The sequence below is a fragment of the Salipiger sp. H15 genome (assembly GCF_040409955.1).
GTDB lineage: Bacteria > Pseudomonadota > Alphaproteobacteria > Rhodobacterales > Rhodobacteraceae > Salipiger.
The window spans coordinates 1,035,066-1,051,400 of sequence record NZ_CP123384.1; the positions used below are offsets into that span (position 1 = coordinate 1,035,066).

The 16,335-nt window shown below is 71.8% G+C and carries 7 protein-coding genes; 1 reads left to right on the forward strand and 6 read right to left on the reverse strand.

Annotated elements, in window-relative coordinates; translation table 11 throughout:
- The first annotated feature begins 212 nt into the window (after nucleotides 1–212).
- Nucleotides 213–1,367 (forward strand): CpsD/CapB family tyrosine-protein kinase, encoded by a 1,155-nt coding sequence (locus PVT71_RS05050; protein ID WP_353473414.1) that lies wholly within the window; start codon nucleotides 213–215, stop codon nucleotides 1,365–1,367.
- A 51-nt stretch (nucleotides 1,368–1,418) separates the two neighbouring features.
- On the opposite strand, the gene PVT71_RS05055 is transcribed toward PVT71_RS05050, so the two are convergent.
- From PVT71_RS05055 to PVT71_RS05080, 6 genes are all read right to left on the reverse strand, one after another.
- Nucleotides 1,419–1,739 carry a hypothetical protein gene (locus PVT71_RS05055; protein ID WP_353473415.1) on the reverse strand — a complete coding sequence of 107 codons (321 nt, stop codon included), beginning with the start codon at nucleotides 1,737–1,739 and terminating at the stop codon, nucleotides 1,419–1,421.
- A 112-nt stretch (nucleotides 1,740–1,851) separates the two neighbouring features.
- Nucleotides 1,852–3,162, reverse strand: a complete 1,311-nt coding sequence (locus PVT71_RS05060) for a chain-length determining protein (RefSeq protein WP_353473416.1) — start codon at nucleotides 3,160–3,162, stop codon at nucleotides 1,852–1,854.
- A 221-nt stretch (nucleotides 3,163–3,383) separates the two neighbouring features.
- Nucleotides 3,384–4,040 (reverse strand): 4'-phosphopantetheinyl transferase superfamily protein, encoded by a 657-nt coding sequence (locus PVT71_RS05065; protein ID WP_353473417.1) that lies wholly within the window; start codon nucleotides 4,038–4,040, stop codon nucleotides 3,384–3,386.
- A 1-nt stretch (nucleotide 4,041) separates the two neighbouring features.
- Entirely contained in the window at nucleotides 4,042–8,766 is a 4,725-nt protein-coding gene (locus PVT71_RS05070; protein WP_353473837.1) for a MupA/Atu3671 family FMN-dependent luciferase-like monooxygenase, read from the reverse strand.
- Nucleotides 8,767–8,771: 5 nt separating this feature from the next.
- On the reverse strand, nucleotides 8,772–9,779 hold the full coding sequence (locus tag PVT71_RS05075) for a glycosyltransferase family 2 protein (RefSeq protein ID WP_353473418.1): 1,008 nt from the start codon (nucleotides 9,777–9,779) through the stop codon (nucleotides 8,772–8,774).
- A gap of 3 nt (nucleotides 9,780–9,782) precedes the next feature.
- A complete protein-coding gene (locus tag PVT71_RS05080) occupies nucleotides 9,783–16,193 on the reverse strand; it encodes an SDR family NAD(P)-dependent oxidoreductase (RefSeq protein WP_353473838.1) in 6,411 nt (2,136 codons plus the stop codon).
- Nucleotides 16,194–16,335 lie beyond the last annotated feature (142 nt).

The following is a 16,335-nucleotide window of genomic DNA, read 5'->3' on the forward strand; positions in this document are numbered from 1 at the left end:
CGTGAACAATCCCCGCAATTCCTCCTTATTCTTGACCGAATCTCGTGGTGATCTGGCCCCAAGGTTCAAGTTTGCGTGCAGGGCGCGCGTCCCGGGACATCCGGCGGGACAGCCCAGCGGTCACGCGGTAGTCTTGCCCGGTCCGGCGCCGACGGCGCCCTCCGGACAAGTCGAGGGTACGGCGCCTGCGTGTGGGGTGCGGAGAGACGAGTATGGTAGAACGCCGAAAATTCCGCCGTCGCAATCGGAGCGATGAGACCCCCGAGGATCCGCCGATCGCGCCGCTCGAACGCCGCGAGGAGCGGCTCGCCCGCCGACAGGCCGACCGCGAGGCCGAGGAGGCCGCCCTCCTCGAAGCGCGCCGGGCCGAACAGCTTCGCGCCGAACAGCTTCGCGCCGAACAGCTTCAGGCAGAACGGCGCCGTGCCGAGGCGGAGGCCGCGCAGCTCGAGCTTGCCGCGACCCGTGCCCGGGCCGTAGCCGAACAGCCCGCCCCGCCTTCGATTGCCCCGGTGCGCCCGGAGCGTGTCCGCGCAAGCGCGCCCGCGCGCCCCGCGCCGCAGGCTGTCGCCGAGGCGCCGCCCGCCGAGCCGCGTGCCGCCTTCCGCCGCCCGATCACCCATCGCACCGCGCCGCAGGCCGAGGCGCTCTGGGACCGGCTTCCGGTCTTCGACGTCGATGCCGATCACCTCGACCGCAACCGCATCATCACCGCCAGCCGCGAGGATCCCGCCCACGCGGTCTTCGACGTGCTGCGCACCCGGCTGACCCAGGCGCTGGCCGAGCACGGCTGGACCCGCGTCGGCATCACCTCGCCCAGCAAGGGCTGCGGCAAGACCTTCACCGCCGCCAACCTCGCGATCTCGCTGTCGCGGCAGGAGGGCGTGCGGACGCTGCTGATGGACCTCGACCTGCGCAACCCGTCGCTGCACAAGGTGATGGGGATGCGCACGCCCGGCGCCATGGGGGCGCTGCTGCGCGGCGTGATCTCGCCCGAGTCGCACCTGACGCGCATGGGCCAGAACCGCGTCCACGCCGGGCAGAACATCGCCTTCGGTTTCAACGAGGTGGTCGAGCCCTATGCCGCCGAGCTGCTCAGCACCCCGACCACGGCCGAGGTGATCACCTCGATCGAGGCGCGGCTGCAGCCGGACATCATGCTCTTCGACCTGCCGCCCGCGCTCTATTACGACGACGTGCTGGCCTTCCGGCCGCAGATCGACGGCGTATTGCTGGTGGTGGGCGGCGGGCTGACCACCGAGAAGGAAATCCGCGAGGTCGAGCGCCGCCTCGGCGCCAACACGCCCCTGCTCGGCATGGTGCTGAACAAGGCCGAGGGCACGGACCTCAAGAAGTACCAGTACTGAAGGACCGCGTGGGCCCGGCAAGACCGGGCCTCGTGCCCCGCGGCAAGGCGCTCAGCCCGCCGCCCGGTCGAGGATGACCTCGTAATGCTGCGAGCGCGCGTCGAAGCGCGACAGCACGGCCCGCGCCCGCGGCGGCACATGGCTCCGCTCGACGTCGTCACCGACGAAGGCGCGCACCGAGGCCATGTCCCGGAACCACATCACGGTGATGAATTCCACCTCCTCCGCGCGGTCCTGCCTGAAAAGCTCGATCCGCTCGAAGCCGGGAATCCTCATGTCGAAGATCCCCGGGATCACCTCGCCGGTCACGATCGCCTGGTAGCTGTCGGCGTTCCCGGGGGTCGTGTAGCCATGCCAAATGCGGGAAATCATCCTGCACCCTCCTCGCGACGCGGCCGGGCGCGCGCCCGGCCCTGCGACAGCAATAGCATGTGACCCCGCGACGGGTGTGGCCAAAGACGACGGCGCCGTCAGTCCGGGCGGGTCACGCCCCGACGCGCGGCAGGAAGCGCTCGATCAACGGCAGCCGGTCACCCAGCAGGCGCAGCACGCCCCAGAGCACGGCCCCCAAGGCCAGCGCCAGCGCGGCGATGCCGAGCCCGGTCCGGCGCCGGTCGCGGCGGGCCTTCACCGGCGGAATGGCGACCACCGGCTGCACGCCCAGCACCCGCTCCATCTGCGCCGCGCTGCGCAGCGCGGGGTTCAGGAACTCGGCGCCGAGACCGCTCAGCAGCCCGGCGATCAGGCTCGCCACCGCACCGACGGCCAGCAGCTTGCGGCGGCTCTTCGAGGTCGAGACCTCGGGCACCAGCGCGGTTTCCAGCACCTCGAAACGGTCCGACTGCTGGCGATCCTCGAGCATCTGGCCCATCTCGGCATCGGCCTTGCGACGGGTCACGGCGCTGTACTGTTCCTGCAGCTGGCTGCGCTCGCGCTCGAGCCCGCTCAGCTCGCGCTCGATCTCCGGCGCCCGGCGCAGCATGTCCTCGATCGTGTCGACACGCGCCGCGATCAGCTGCTTCTGTTCGCGCAGCAGCGCCAGCTGGCGGGCCTGCACGTCTTCGCGCTGGCGCGAGGCATTCGCCTCGAGCGCCACGATGTCGCGGTCGAGCGAGAGCTTGTTGTCCTCGAGCGTCGCCAGCTGGTCGCGCATGGCGCCCACACCCGCCGGCAGCGCCTCGGAATTCTGTTTCTTGAACTCGGCGATCCGGGCATCCATCGCGCCGATCTCGCTCTCGACCCGCGCTTCCTCGGATTCGAAGAAGGAGAGGGCGTCGCGGGCGCGGGTCTCGCTGCGGCTGCGCGACATCTCGATAACCGAGTGCATCAGTTCGTTGGCGACATCCGCCGCCTTCTGCGCATCGTCGAGCCGCACGGTGATCATCAGCCCCGAGGGTGCGTTCTGCGGCGCATAACCGTTGGTGTTCGCGCGGATTTCCTGGATCGACGCCGACTCGCGCATGTAGAAGACGCGCTGGTTCATCGACAGCGACGGATCCTCTGCAAAGAGGTCATGCGCCTGCATGATCCGCACGAGATTGTCGCGCGACATGATGCGCTGCTCGATCAGCTGGAGCCGGCGCGAGGCATCCTCGCTCGCCGTGGCGGGGCTGGTGGGATTGGCCGCCACCCGGGCTTCCTCGATCTGCACCACGGCCGTCGCCTCGTAGAGCTTGGCCTGGTTGAGGGCGAAGAACCCCGAGATCCCCGTGCCGACCACGAAGATCAGCGCGATGAGCCCAAGACGGCGACGCAGTGCGGAGAGCACTTCGGAAAACGATTGCAACTGGTTCACGACTACACTCCCGCAAAGGCCCCCAATGCGTTCGGAAAGCGGCGCATCCGAACCGGCCAATTTGGGGTTGGGACCGGAAACGAGTGCGCCGCTTTCATGTCAAAATCTAACAAAATCGCCCAGTTTACGCCATGTTTATACGCGCCATTTTGGGAAACACTTCGTGTCTGGAACCGGGATCAGGAACACATTTCCGACATAAAGCGCGGTATTTGCGCGCTTCACCCGTGCGGAAGGGCGCAGACCGACAAGATGAGGCCAAATTTCGCGTGCTGCAGCATGGGAAACTGCGCCCCGGAGCCCAGCCCAATTTCCGCCACCATGCGCATCCCGCCTTCGGGCAGGCGCGATTCCATCGCCGCGAAGCCGAAAAGCGTCTGGGTCAGCGGGTACTGCGCCTTGTAGGCGGCCTCCTTGGCGCTGAAGATTCGCATCGCGGCGCGCGAGAAGGGCAAGGGCGACAGCCGGGCCAGCTCGGTGACGCTGGCGATGGCCGGGATCATCTCCGAGCGCATCGGCTCGTCGCGCTCGAGGTCGACCCCCAGCCCCCGCCAGTCCCGCGCGCGGGCCGCCATCGCAAGGCAGATGCCGCCGGCATGGGTGATGCTGGCGACGACCCCCTCGGGCCAGACCGGCGCGCGGTCCTGGGCCTTGGGGATGGCGCGCGCCGGGAAACCCAGCTGGCGCAGCGCGGCGCGGGCCGCCAGCCGGCCGCCGGCGAATTCCGCCTGCCGCTTCGGCACGGCGCGGGCGATGCAGTCGCGCTCCTCGGGGAAGAGCTCGCCAAGATCGGCGACGGGCTCCGAGACGGCCCAGGCGATGCCCCTCGGCAGGTCGAGCCCGCCCAGCAGGTCGCGAAGGTCCTCGGGGCCCGCCATGTCAGGCGGTTCTCCTTGCGCGCATCTCGCGGCGGCGCGCCATGGCATCGGTGCGGATGCGGGCGCGTTCGTTGAGCGGCGGCGCGGGGGTGTCCTCGGGCTCGGACACGGCCAGCGGCGGTGCGGGCTCGGGGGCCGCGGCGACGGGCTCGGCCTGAACGGGCGGGGCGACAGGGCGCGCCGGGGCCGGACCGGCCAGCGCGGCGACGCGGCCCGCAAGATCGGCCAGCACCGGGAAGCGGAAGATGTCAGTGATCGACAGCGCCCGCGCCCCCAGCTCGTCGCGGATCGCCCGGTGCGCCTGCACCGCCAGCAGCGAATGCCCGCCCAGCTCGAAGAAATTGTCCCGCCCCGACAACCCCTCGACGCCCAGCACGCCGGACCAGATCGCGGCGATGCGCGCCTCGGTCCTCGCGAGATCGGCCTTTCCGGGTGCGGCCTCGGCAGCGGCAACCGGGCTCGCCTCGGGCCGGGGAGCGACCGGCGCGGCCACCGGGGCGGCGGGCGCGGCTTTCGGTGCAGCGGCCCGGCGCGCGACCGGCGCGGGCAGCGCCTTGCGGTCGACCTTCTTGTTCGGGGTCAGCGGGAAGGCGTCGAGCCTGACGAAATGCGCCGGCACCATGAAGGGCGGCAGCGCGCCGCCCATGCCGGCGCGCAGCGCGGCCTCGGGGATCTCAGCGGGGCCGGTGTAATAGCCGACCAGCCGCAGGTCGCCGGGCGTGTCCTCCCGCGCCGAGACCACCGCCTGCGCGATCCCCGGCTGCGCCTCGAGCACGGCCTCGATCTCGCCCAGCTCGATGCGGTAGCCGCGCAGCTTCACCTGCGTGTCGACACGGCCGATGAAGTCGATGCGCCCGTCGATGCGCCGGCGCACCAGATCGCCGGTACGGTACATCCGGCCCTTGTGGAACGGGTTCGGCACGAAGCGCTCGGCGGTCAGCTCCTCGCGGCCCCAGTAGCCGCGCGTCACCCCCTCGCCGCCGATCCAGAGCTCGCCCGGCACGCCCACGCCCACCGGCTGCCGGTCCTCGTCCAGCACATAGAGCTGCTGGTTGGCGAGCGGCAGGCCGATGTTGACCACGCCCTCCGTGCCGCGCGCCTCCTCGGTCGAGGACCAGATCGTCGTCTCGGTCGGCCCGTACATGTTGGTGAGGCTTGCGCCGGTGATGCGGCCGAACTCCTCGACCAGCGCGCCGGGCAGCGGCTCGCCGCCAAGGAAGAGGTGCTGCACCCTGGAAAGGGCAAAGCGCGCCTCGTCGTTCATCGCGATCATCCGCGCCATCGACGGGGTGCATTGCAGGTGCGTGACGTCGTGGCGCAGGATCTGCGCGGCGATCGAGAAATCATCCGCCGCCAGCTCCGGCGCGACATTGGCGCGCTTCACCACCTCGGCGAGCGGCTTCAGCCCCTCGAGCACCGTGTCCACCGGGATGCCGTAGTCGATCAGGCAGGCGATCTCGCCGACGCCGATGCGCTTGAGCTGCTCGGCGCGCGCCAGCGCGTCCTCGACTGTGCCGAAGAGCCCGCTCTCGTTGAAGTAGCGCTCGAAGGCGAAGTCGAGGATGGCCTCGAGATCCTCGGGCTCGAGGATGTCGAGGTCGAGGTCGAAGGCGTTGTTCACCCCCTTCGGCCGCTTGAAGGCGGGGAAGGCCCAGGCGTATTGCCGGATCAGCGCGGCGGCCGAGCGCAGGTATTCGCGCATCGGCCCGCGCGCGGTCTCGCGCGCCTCCTCGCGGGTCCCGGCGACGTAGCTGTGCAGCATCAGCGTGACGGTGAAATCCTTCGGATCGCGCCCGGCCTCGCGCAGCGCGGCATGGTAGAGGCGGATCATCTCGGCCACGTCGTCGATGCTCTGGCCCAGAAGGTGCGTCAGCACGTTGCAGCCGAGGGTGCCGGCGTCCTTCCAGGTCTGCGGGCTGCCCGCGACGGTCAGCCAGATCGGCAGCTCGGGCGACACAGGACGCGGCTGGGTCACCACGTCGAAGCTGCTGCCGTCCTTGCGCGGGAAGGCGACGGGCCGTCCGGCCCAGAGTTCCCTGATCTGGGAAATATTCTCGATGACCGCCTTCTTGTTGTCCGGCGGGGTGTTCTCGGGGCGCAGCACGAAGTCGTCGGGCTGCCAGCCCGAGGCCAGCGCCAGCCCGGCGCGGCCGTTCGTCAGGTTGTCGATCACAGCCCATTCCTCGGCGATGCGCGCCGGGTGGTGCAGCGGCGAGACCACCGAACCGGCGCGCACGGCCAGCGTCTCGGTCACCGCGGCCACTGCCGCGCCGGTCACCGAGGGGTTCGGATAGGGCCCACCGAAGGCGTGGAAGTGGCGCTCGGGGGTCCAGACCGCGCAGAAGCCGTTGCGGTCGCCGAACTTCGCGCCCTCGAGCAGAAGCCGGTACTTGTCGCGCCCGACGCCGTCGTCGTTGCCCCAGTAGTAGAGCGAGAAATCCATGCGCCGGTCCGAGAGCGGCATCGGCCCCTTCGAGATCAGCCCGCGGTCCTCGTCCGAGCTCAGCACGACGCGGAAGCCGCGCGCCAGCGTGTAGAAGATCTCGAGCACCGAGATGTCGAAGCTGAGCGAGGTCACCGCGAGCCAGGTGCCGGCGGGCGCGTGCGGCACGATCGCGTCCATGCCGGTGAAGAAGTTCACCACGTTGCGCTGCTCGACCATCACCCCCTTGGGCGTGCCGGTCGAGCCGCTGGTGTAGATGAGATAGGCCAGGTCCTCCGGCGCGCTGGTCATCTCGGGGCGGGTCCCCGGCGCCTGCGCGAGGCGCGGGTCGGCGTCGAGCAGCAAGAGCTCCGCACCGTGCTCCGGCAGCGCGCCCGCCAGCGCCGATTGCGTGACGATCACCGGCGCGCCGCTGTCGGCGATGTAGTGCTTCAACCGGTCCGCCGGGTAGGCCGGGTCGAGCGGCAGGTAGGCGCCGCCCGCCTTGAGGATGCCGAGCGCGCCGACCACCAGGTCGACCGAGCGGCGGGTGCAGAGCCCGGCCACCACGCCGGGGCCGACGCCCATGGCCTGCAGCACGTTCGCGGCGCGGTTGGCGCGGGCGTCGAGATCGGCGTAGCTGAGGCTCTGCCCCTCGAAGACCAGCGCCACGGCCTGCGGCGTGCGGGCCACCTGCGCCTCGAACGCGGCCTGCATGGTCAAACTGCGGTCATGCGCGACGCCGGTGGCGTTCCACAACTCGACGACCATGGCACGCTCGGCCTCGGGCAGGATCGGCAGGGCGCGGATCGCCGCGCCGCCCGCGAAATGCGCGGCGATGAGCTCGAGCCGGGCCGCGACAAGCTCGGCCTGGGCGGCGGGGATGCGGCCGGTGTCGGCGTGCAGCAGCGCGCCCTCGGCGGTCTGCTCGACGGTCAGCACGGTGCCGGGAATCATTCCCGCGGCCATGCTCAAGCCCAGCTGCGGCACCCGCGGCGCGCCGCCGAGATCGGGGGCGCGGGCAGGCAGGTCGGTGGCGAAGCCCCTGCGCTGCCGCGCCTCGTCCAGCGCCGCGGCCATGCGCGCCTGCAGCGCCGCGGCATCCCCCTCGACCTCGGCGCGCAGCGGCACCCAGGGGGCGATGATGCCGGTCTTGGCCAGCCCGCTCAGCGCCAGCGTGGCGAAGGCGATGTCGCAGGCGCCGTGCTCGTCGTGGCGCGCGGCAAAGGCGGCCACGACCGCGGCGATGTCGGCCGCGCCGAGCGAGAGCGGCCGCGTGAGCATGCCGCCCGGCCCGCGCCCGAGGCCCGGCATCTCGAAGGGGCGCAGCGCGGCGAGGCGGCGGCGCCAGAAGGGCTCGTGCGGGGCGACGGCGCGGATCGCGCCATCGATCCGGGCGCGCTCGTCGGCGGCGACGATCTCGAGCGCCCCGCCGGCCGCCCCGAGCAGCGCCGCCGGCGCCGGCGCGCCGCAGACATGGGCGATGCCCGAGAGCCGCAGCGCGCCGCTGCCGCAGGCGACGGTGAGATGGTCCTCCCCGGCCGCGAGGATCTCGCCCGGTGCGCCCTGCCCTTCGGCCTCGCGCGCCTCGGCGACGATCCAGAGGCGGTTGCCGGCGCGGACCTTGGGCGCCGAGAGCGGGTTGGCATAGCCGCCATGGTCGAGCGCCCGCACCAGCCGCGCCAGCTCGGGCGCGGGGCGGGTGAAGTCGAGCAGCCCGTGGCCCGAGGGCCTGTCGGCCAGCGCGTGGTAGCTGCGCTGCGAGAGGTCCTGCGGCAGGCGGCGCAGGCCGGAGGCAAGCTGCTCGATCACCTCGTCGAAACTGTCGATCGCCGCCTCGAAGGCCTTGGCGTTCAGCGTCAGCGCCGTGTCGCTGGCCGAGATGTCGAAGCCGCGGCTGACGAGGATGTCTCCCTCGTCCACGCCGCCCTCGATCATGTGCCAAGTGATGCCGTGGCGGGTCTCGCCCTCGATCAACGCCCAGACCGGCGCGTTGAGCCCGGCATGGCGCGGCAGCGGCCCGTCGTGGAAGTTGACCGCGCCCTTCGCGGGAAGGGCGAGCACGTCGGCGGGAATGATGCCCAGATTCGAGATCGACAGCAGGAAATCGAAGTCCCTCGGCAGCCGCGCGGCGAGGTCCTGCCCGGGGGCCACCACGTCGATTCCCTGATCCGATGCCCATTTCCCGATATCGGGATTGCGCGTCACCACGGCGGCGATGCCATGCCCGGCGTCGCGCAGCTTGCCGCAGCATTGCACCAGCAGGGACTCGTTGCCGATCACGACAGAGGTAAACCGGGTCATCATGCTCACTCCGCGTTTGCCCCCGCGCGCGCCGTCCCCGCGGGGACGCGCCGGGCGACGCCCGGCCGGACCAGCGCGCGCAGGTCATGGGAAAGAAGGTCGCGCAGGAAATGCGCGGGATCGGCGGCGGGCCTGCGCTGCAGCAGCCGCCGCAGCTGCCAGAGCGTCCCGCCGCAGAGATGGGCAAGCGTCGCCAGCGCGGCATAGCCCCGCCCGTGGGTCTTGCTGAAATAGTGCCAGCGGCTGTCGAGCCAGAAGCCGGGGATCCGCGTCCAGCGCTTCATGCCGGTCGAGACCGAGCCGATGTGCATGACCTCGCTGCCGCGCACGTAATGGGTCGGGTGACCGGCGCGGGCGGCACGGTGGCAGAGCTCGGTCTCCTCGAAATAGAGGAAGAAGGTCTCGTCGAAGAGGCCGATCTCGGACAGCACCCGGTCGCGCATCATCAGCGAGGCCCCGGCCAGCCAGTCGACCGCCTGCGTCCCCACGGGGACGGGCAGCGGCACGACCTTGCGCCGCAGCAGCCGCGACACCGGGCCGAGGCGGATCGCCCCCTCGAACTCGGAGGCGATCGAGGGGAAGCGGAAGGCGGTCACATGCGCCGCGCCGTCCTCGCCATGGATGTAGCTGCCGGCGAATGCGGCCTCGGGATGGGTCTCGAGGTGATCGGCCAGCGCGCGGATCGCCCCCGGCGCGGGAAAGGCGTCGGAGTTCAGCAGGTAGACGTAATCGGGCCGGCTGCCGTCGCTCATCCCGGCGCGGATGCCGATGTTGTTGCCCGCGCCGAAGCCGCCGTTGTGGCCCGACGCGATCAGCCGCACCGGCGCGCCCCGCGCCCAGTCCTCGGTGGCGAGCGCCGCCTTCATGGTTTCGTAGGATCCGTCGCCGCTGGCGTTGTCGACGATGACCAGCTCGGCGTCGAGCCCCTGCATCGCGCGCAGCGCCGCCTGCACCGAGCGCAGGGTCATCTGCGCCGTGCGGTAGTTGAGCGATATGACGAGGATGCGCGGCATGGGTTACTCCGCCGCCCGGACGCTGAGGGCCGGAAGCGCGCCCTCGTCCGGCGCGGCCTCGGCCCCGGCGATGGCCCGGCGCAGCTGCGCCGCCAGCACCCGGACGTTGGGCTCGAGCACCATGGAATCGTGATCGCCCGGCACCTCGTGGACCTCGACCTGCGGCGCGTATTGGCCCCAGTCGTTGTCATGCAGCACGTAGGCGCGTTCCGAGTTCACCATGCGGCCCGCGCCGACCCGCCACTTGCCGACCAGCGGCGGGCGGTAGAGCACCAGCGGCCCGTCCCAGCGGCGCATCCGGTAGCCCGCCACGGCCTGCAGGAAGGCGGCCTCGATCTCGGCGTTGTGGAAGGCGTGCCCGGCCTCGGCCCCGGTGCCGGTGGCGGCCCGGCGCCTGGCGATCTCCCAGCGCAGGCGGTTGCGCGCCCAGACGAGCGGGTAGAGCGGGCCCTTGGCCCGTGCCTCCTGCCACTGGATGCGCAGCCGGTCGCCGCGCGCCAGCGGCCGGCGCACCGGCAGCGGCGTGTCGAGCAGGACGCAGAGCGCGACCTCCTCGCCCATCGCCTCGAGCTGGCGGGCGATCTCGAAGGCGGTGATGCCGCCGCCGGAGAAGCCGCCGACCATGTAGGGCCCCTCGGGCTGCACCTGCCGCATCTCGGCGATGTAGTCCGCGGCCGCCGCCTCGATGGTCTCGTGCGGGGCCTCGCCGCCGTAGAGCCCCTTTGCCTGCAGCCCGTAGAAGGGCCGGTCGGCGCCGAGCAGATGCGCGAGGTGGCGCAGGTTGAGCACGTTGCCGAACATGCCCGCGACGAGGAAGAACGGCCGGCGCGGCCCGCCCTCGCCGTCGTGCATCGGCACGAGATGGGTGAAACGGCGCTCGGGGGTCTGCGCCTCCGCCGCGCCGCCCTGCGCGCCCGGGGCCTCGCGATGGCCGGTGCGCGCGGCGATGAGCGCGGCGCAGCTGCGGATCGTCGGCGCCTCGAACAGCACAGAGATCGGGAAGTCGACGCGGAACGCCTTCTTGACCATGGCGAAGAGCCGCACGGCGATCAGGCTGTGCCCGCCAAGGTCGAAGAACCCGTCCTCGGCGCCGACGTTCTGCACCCCCAGAAGCTCTTCCCAGAAGCCGGCGAGGGTGCGCTCGATCTCGCCCTCTGGCGCGACGTAGTCGCCGTCGAGCTGCGGGCGGTCGAACTTCTGCCCCTCCGCCTTCTCGGCGGTGGCGGCGGCGGTCTGGCGGGTCAGCGCGACGAGGTCCAGCGACGAGACCACCACCTGCGGCAGGCCCAGCGACAGCGCCCGGGCAAAGGCCTCGACCCCCTCGGCGGGCAGGATGCCCTGGCCGAGATTGTGGGCGAGCCGCTCCTCGGCGGGCGAAAGCGGCTGCGTCGTCCCGGCCTCGTCGAACTCGACCTCGGCGGCGGTGAGCCGCGGCGCGGCCTTCAGCAGGTCGGGCGAGGCAAGGCGGCGCAGGGTGAAGCCCGAAACCTCGAGCAGCACGGTGCCGTCGGGGGCGGAGAGCGTGACGTCGAAACTGGCGGTCTCGGACGCGGCGCTGTTTTCAGCGGCGCTGCGCACCCAGCTCACGATGCGGTCGGTCAGCGGCGCGTGGACACGGACCCGGGCATAGGAGACCGGCACCCACAGATGCGTCGGCTCCCAGCCCGCGATCAGTTCCATCGCCCAGCCGGTCGCGATGTCGAACAGCGCCGGGTGCAGCAGGCAGTCGTCGCCCGCCGCCTCGGGGGCCAGAGACAGCTCGGCGAGCCCCTCGCCCTGCCCGAGCGCGCGGCTGTCGAGCACCTTCCAGCGCGGCCCGAAGCGCAGCTGCACCTCCTGCGCGGCGGCGAGCCTGCCGCCCGCCGGGTCGCGCAGCGCGGCGCCGCAACGGGCGCGGATCGCCGCGAGGTCTAGCGGCGCCGGGCTCGGCATCGGCAGCAACGCCAGCGTCGCCTGCGCGGTGAGCGCAAAGCCGCGGCGGCTGTTCAGCGTGGCATCGGCGAGAACCTCGAAACCGTAGCCCTCGTCGCGGCGGGTGAGGCGCAGGCGCATCTCGCGCGCGCCGCCCTCGGCGACGCGCAGCGGCCGCAGGAAGGTCAGGTCGCGGATCTCGAAGGGCCGCTCCTCGCGCTGCGCCTTCAGCGCGTGGGCCGCGAGAGTCAGGTAGCCGGTGCCCGGCAGCAGCGCGTCGCCGTCGCGGGTGCGGTGCTCGTCGATGATCCAGTCCGCGGCCGAGAGGCGGGTGGTGAAGAGCCGGTTGCCGCGCGCGTCGAAGGTCGCCTCGTCCAGCAGCGGCAGGCCGGTGGGTTCGACCGGCGGCGCGGGCAGCTCGCCGCGCCGCGCCGCGACCGCCTCGGCGGCCATGCCGACCTCGTTCCAGATGCCCCAGTTGATCGCGGTGACCCGCGTCTGCCCGCCGGCACGGGCGCGGGCGAAGGCGTTGAGATACTCGTTGGCGGCGACGTAATCGACCTGCCCCGCCGGGGCGGTGACGGTGGACGAGGAGGAAAAGAGCGCGATCCAGTCGCAGGCGCCGTCGGGGAAGACCTCGCCCAGAACCTCGGTGCCGTGGATCTTCGGCGTGAAGACATCCTCGACCGAGGCGGGGGTCTTGGTCAGCAGCGGCGCGTCGTCGATCACCCCGGCGCCGTGGATCACCCCGGTGATGCGGCCGAAGCGCGCCTCGGCCACGTCGCGCACCGCCTGCAGCTGGGCGCGGTTGCAGACGTCGGCGGCGGCGACCATGACCTCGGCCCCGGCGGCCTCGAGCGCCTGCACCGCGCGGATGCGCCGCGACAGCACGTCCTGCGGCGCATGGCGGGCGAGGTGCTCGGCCCAGAGCGCGCGGTCCGGCAGGGCCCGGCGGGCGACGAGCACCAGCTTGGCGCCCTGCCGCGCGAAATCCATGCCGAGCGTGAGGCCGATGCCGCCGAAGCCGCCGGTCAGCAGGTAGGTGCCCTGCCCCGGCCGTGCCACGCCCCCGGGCAGGGCGGCGGGCGCCATGGTGCTTTCGAAGCGCCGCCCGCCGCGCAGCGCGGCGATGGCGTTGCCGGGCGTGGCGAGCAGATCCTCGAGCACGAGGTCGGCAAGCTGCGCCAGTTCCGCCTCGCGCGCCGCCTCGGCCCGGCGGCGGGCGCGCAGGCGGCCGGTTGCGGGCGCGGGCAGCTGCAGGTCGAGCGTGGTCACGCTCACCCCCGGCAGCTCGCGCGGGATGACCCGGGCGGGACCGGCGATGGTGGCCTTGGCGGGATGGGTCAGCGGCTCGGCCCGCACCTGCGCCGCGCCGGATGTGAGCACGGTCAGCGGCAGCGGGCGCGGCAGCGCCTCCTCGGCCATGGCCTGCGCGAGGAACAGCAGCGAATAGAAGCCCTGCTCCTGCACCCGGTGGAAGAAGCTCGAGCCGGGGCGGTGCGTCTCGCCCTCGGTCACCAGCCAGAAATGCGCGAGGCGCGTGGGCAGCCTTCCGCGCAGCGCGAGATCGCGCAGCAGCAGGTCATAGCCCTCGCGGCCACGCTCCGGCGGCAGGATGTAGGCGCTGTCCGAGAGCCGCGCGAAGGCGTCGCCGGGCCGGACCTCGACCACCGCGTGCCCGGCGGCGACCAGCCGCGCGGCGCAGCGGGCGGCGAGCCCCGCCTCGTCCATGAACATCAGCCAGACCTGCGGCTCGGCCCCGGCAAGCCCGGTCGCGACGTCGAGCTCGACCTCGGCGGCGCGCGGCCGCCAGACCGGCTTCCAGCCCCAGGCGCCAACGTCGTCGCTGCGCATCAGGTACTGCGGCGCAACCTCGGCCTGCGTCCTGCCCGGCGCGATGAAATAGGGGGCGCGCTGGAAGGCGTAGCCCGGCAGCACGACGCGGTTGCGCCGCGCCCCGCCCCAGACCTGCTCCCAGTCAATCGCCGCGCCGAGCGCCCAGAGACGGCCCAGCACCTCGAACATGTAGCGGTCGTCGGCGATCTGCTCATCGGGGTGGCGCAGCGAGCTCAGCACCTGCTGCCCCGGCACGTCGGGATGCTGGCGGGCGAGCGAGGAGAGCGCCTTGCCCGGGCCCACCTCGAGATAGACCCGGCTCCGCTCGGTCGCCAGCGTGGCGACGCAGTCGGCGAAGCGGACCGTGCCGCGCAGGTGCTGCACCCAGTAGTCGGGGCTGGTGGCCTCCTCGGGGGTCATCCACGTGCCGCTGCGGTTCGAGGTCAGCGGGATCTGCGGCGGCGAGAGGTCGATCGAGCGCAGGTAGGCTCGGAACTGCTCGAGGATCGGCTCGAGCATGCGGCTGTGCGCGGCGATGTCGATGGCGATGCGCCGGCACTCGATGCCCTCGGATTTCAGTCTCTGTTCAAGGGCAATCAGGGCCTGCTGCGGGCCGGAGGCGACCGAGAGCCCGGGCGCGTTGACCGCGCCGAGATCGAGATCGGCGCCGAGATGGCCCCGCAGCGTCTCGGCAGGCAGGCTGACCGAGAGCATTCCGCCCGCCGGCACGGAATCGAAGAGCCGCCCGCGCAGGTGCACCAGACCGATGCAATCCTCGAAGCTCATCACCCCGGCGAGGCAGGCGGCGGTGTTCTCGCCCATGGAATGGCCGGCAAGCGCCGCGGGGGTGATCCCCCAGCCCATCCAGAGCCGCGCCAGCGCGACCTCGGTGATCAGGATCAGCGGCAGTTGCAGCGACGGCGTCTGCAGCGCCGCGTCGGCCGCTGCCTCCTCGCCGGGCGCGGGCAGCCAGAGCGCGCGGATGTCCGCGTCGGTGATCTCGGCCAGCGCCGAAAGCCCGCGGTCCATCCACTCGGCGAAGACCGGCTCGGTCTCGTAGAGATCGCGCGCCATGCCGGCATATTGCGCGCCGCCGCCGGGGAACATGAAGACCACGTCGGGCCGATCAAGCGCGCTGTGCGAATGCACCCGGCGGGGATTGTCCTCCTCGAGCAAGCGCGCGGCCTCCTCGTGGCTCCCGGCCACCACGACGCGGCGCTTCTCGAAGGCGTGGCGCCCCTCCTTGAGGGTAAAGGCGACATCCGCCAGCGGCTGCTCGGGATGGGCGCGCAGGTGCGCCGCGAGCCGGTGGGCGTTCGCGTCCAGCGCCGCCTTGCTGCGGCCCGAGAGCGCGAGGATCTGGAACGGCCAGTCGCTTTCCTCCGAGGCGGCGCGCGGCGGCGCCTCCTGCAGGACGACATGGGCATTGGTCCCGCCGACGCCGAGCGCGTTCACCCCGGCGCGGCGCGGATGGTCCCGGCGCTCCCACGGGGTGAGCGCGTCGTTCACCACGAAGGGCGAAGTTTCGAAGTCGATGGCCGGGTTCCGCGCCTCGTAGCCCAGCGAGGGCGGGATCTGCGCGTGGTGCAGCGCCAGCGAGGTCTTGATCAGCCCCGCCACCCCGGCCGCCGTGTCGAGGTGGCCGATGTTGGTCTTCACCGAGCCGATCCGGCAGTGTCCCTGCCCCGAGCCGCTCTGCGCGAAGGCCTGGGTCAGCGCCGCCACCTCGATCGGATCACCAAGATAGGTGCCGGTGCCGTGGCATTCGACGTAGTCGATAGTGTCCGAGCCGACCCCCGCCACCGCCTGCGCCTCGGCGATCGCCTGCGCCTGCCCGTCGACGGAGGGCGCGAGGTATCCCGCCTTGCCCGCGCCGTCGTTGTTGATCGCCGAGCCCTTGATCACCGCCCAGACGTGGTCGCCGTCGGCCAGCGCGTCCTTCAGGCGGCGCAGCACGACGACCCCCGCGCCGGAGCCGAACACCGTGCCCTGCGCGCGGTGGTCGAAGGCGTGGCATTCGCCGTCGGGCGAGAGGATCTCGTTTTCCTTGTAGAGATAGCCGCGCGTCTGCGGCAGCTCGATGGTCACCCCGCCCGCCAGCGCCATGTCGCATTCGCCGTTCAGCAGCGCCTGCACGGCGAAATGGGTGGCCACCAGCGAGGTCGAGCAGGCGGTCTGCACGTTGACCGAGGGCCCGTGCAGGTCGAGCACGTAGCTCAGCCGCGTGGTCAGGAAGTCCTTGTCGTTGCCGGTATGGCGCAGCAGGAACATCCCGGTATTCTCGACGAGGTCGGGGTTCGAGCAGAGGTTCACGTAGAAATAGCTGCCCATGCCGACGCCGCCGAAGACGCCGATCGCGCCGTCGAAGCTTTCCGGCACGTGGCCGGCGCTCTCCAGCGCCTCCCAGGCGGTCTCGAGGAACTGGCGGTGCTGCGGGTCCATGATCGCCGCGTCCTTCGGGGCGAAGCCGAAGAACTCCGCGTCGAAGTACTCGAACCCGTCGAGCGGCGCGCCGAAGGGCACGTAGTCGCGGTGGCGCAGCAGGCCCGGGTCCTCTCCCGCGGCGAGCAGCTCAGCCTCGCTGAACCGGCGGATCGAACGGACACCGGAGCGCAGGTTCTCCCAATAGGCAGAGATGTCCCCGGCCCCCGGAAGATGCGCCGCCATCCCGACGATGGCTATGTCCGTTTCGGCAACATCCAGACGCAAATCCAAGAACCAACCCTCACTCGCACGAACCCGCGATGTCACGTGCCGTAAAATAAGAATACGGAGAAAATTGGGCGCAAACCCGACCGCCCCACCCTCC

What these genes read in the sequence shown, in the direction of transcription:
- PVT71_RS05075 (WP_353473418.1), bottom strand. Translation starts at nt 9,779, where the DNA reads ATGCCGCGCATCCTCGTCATATCGCTCAACTACCGCACGGCGCAGATG.
- PVT71_RS05080 (WP_353473838.1), bottom strand. Translation starts at nt 16,193, where the DNA reads ATGGCGGCGCATCTTCCGGGGGCCGGGGACATCTCTGCCTATTGGGAG.
- PVT71_RS05055 (WP_353473415.1), bottom strand. Translation starts at nt 1,739, where the DNA reads ATGATTTCCCGCATTTGGCATGGCTACACGACCCCCGGGAACGCCGAC.
- PVT71_RS05065 (WP_353473417.1), bottom strand. Translation starts at nt 4,040, where the DNA reads ATGGCGGGCCCCGAGGACCTTCGCGACCTGCTGGGCGGGCTCGACCTG.
- PVT71_RS05050 (WP_353473414.1), top strand. Translation starts at nt 213, where the DNA reads ATGGTAGAACGCCGAAAATTCCGCCGTCGCAATCGGAGCGATGAGACC.
- PVT71_RS05070 (WP_353473837.1), bottom strand. Translation starts at nt 8,766, where the DNA reads ATGACCCGGTTTACCTCTGTCGTGATCGGCAACGAGTCCCTGCTGGTG.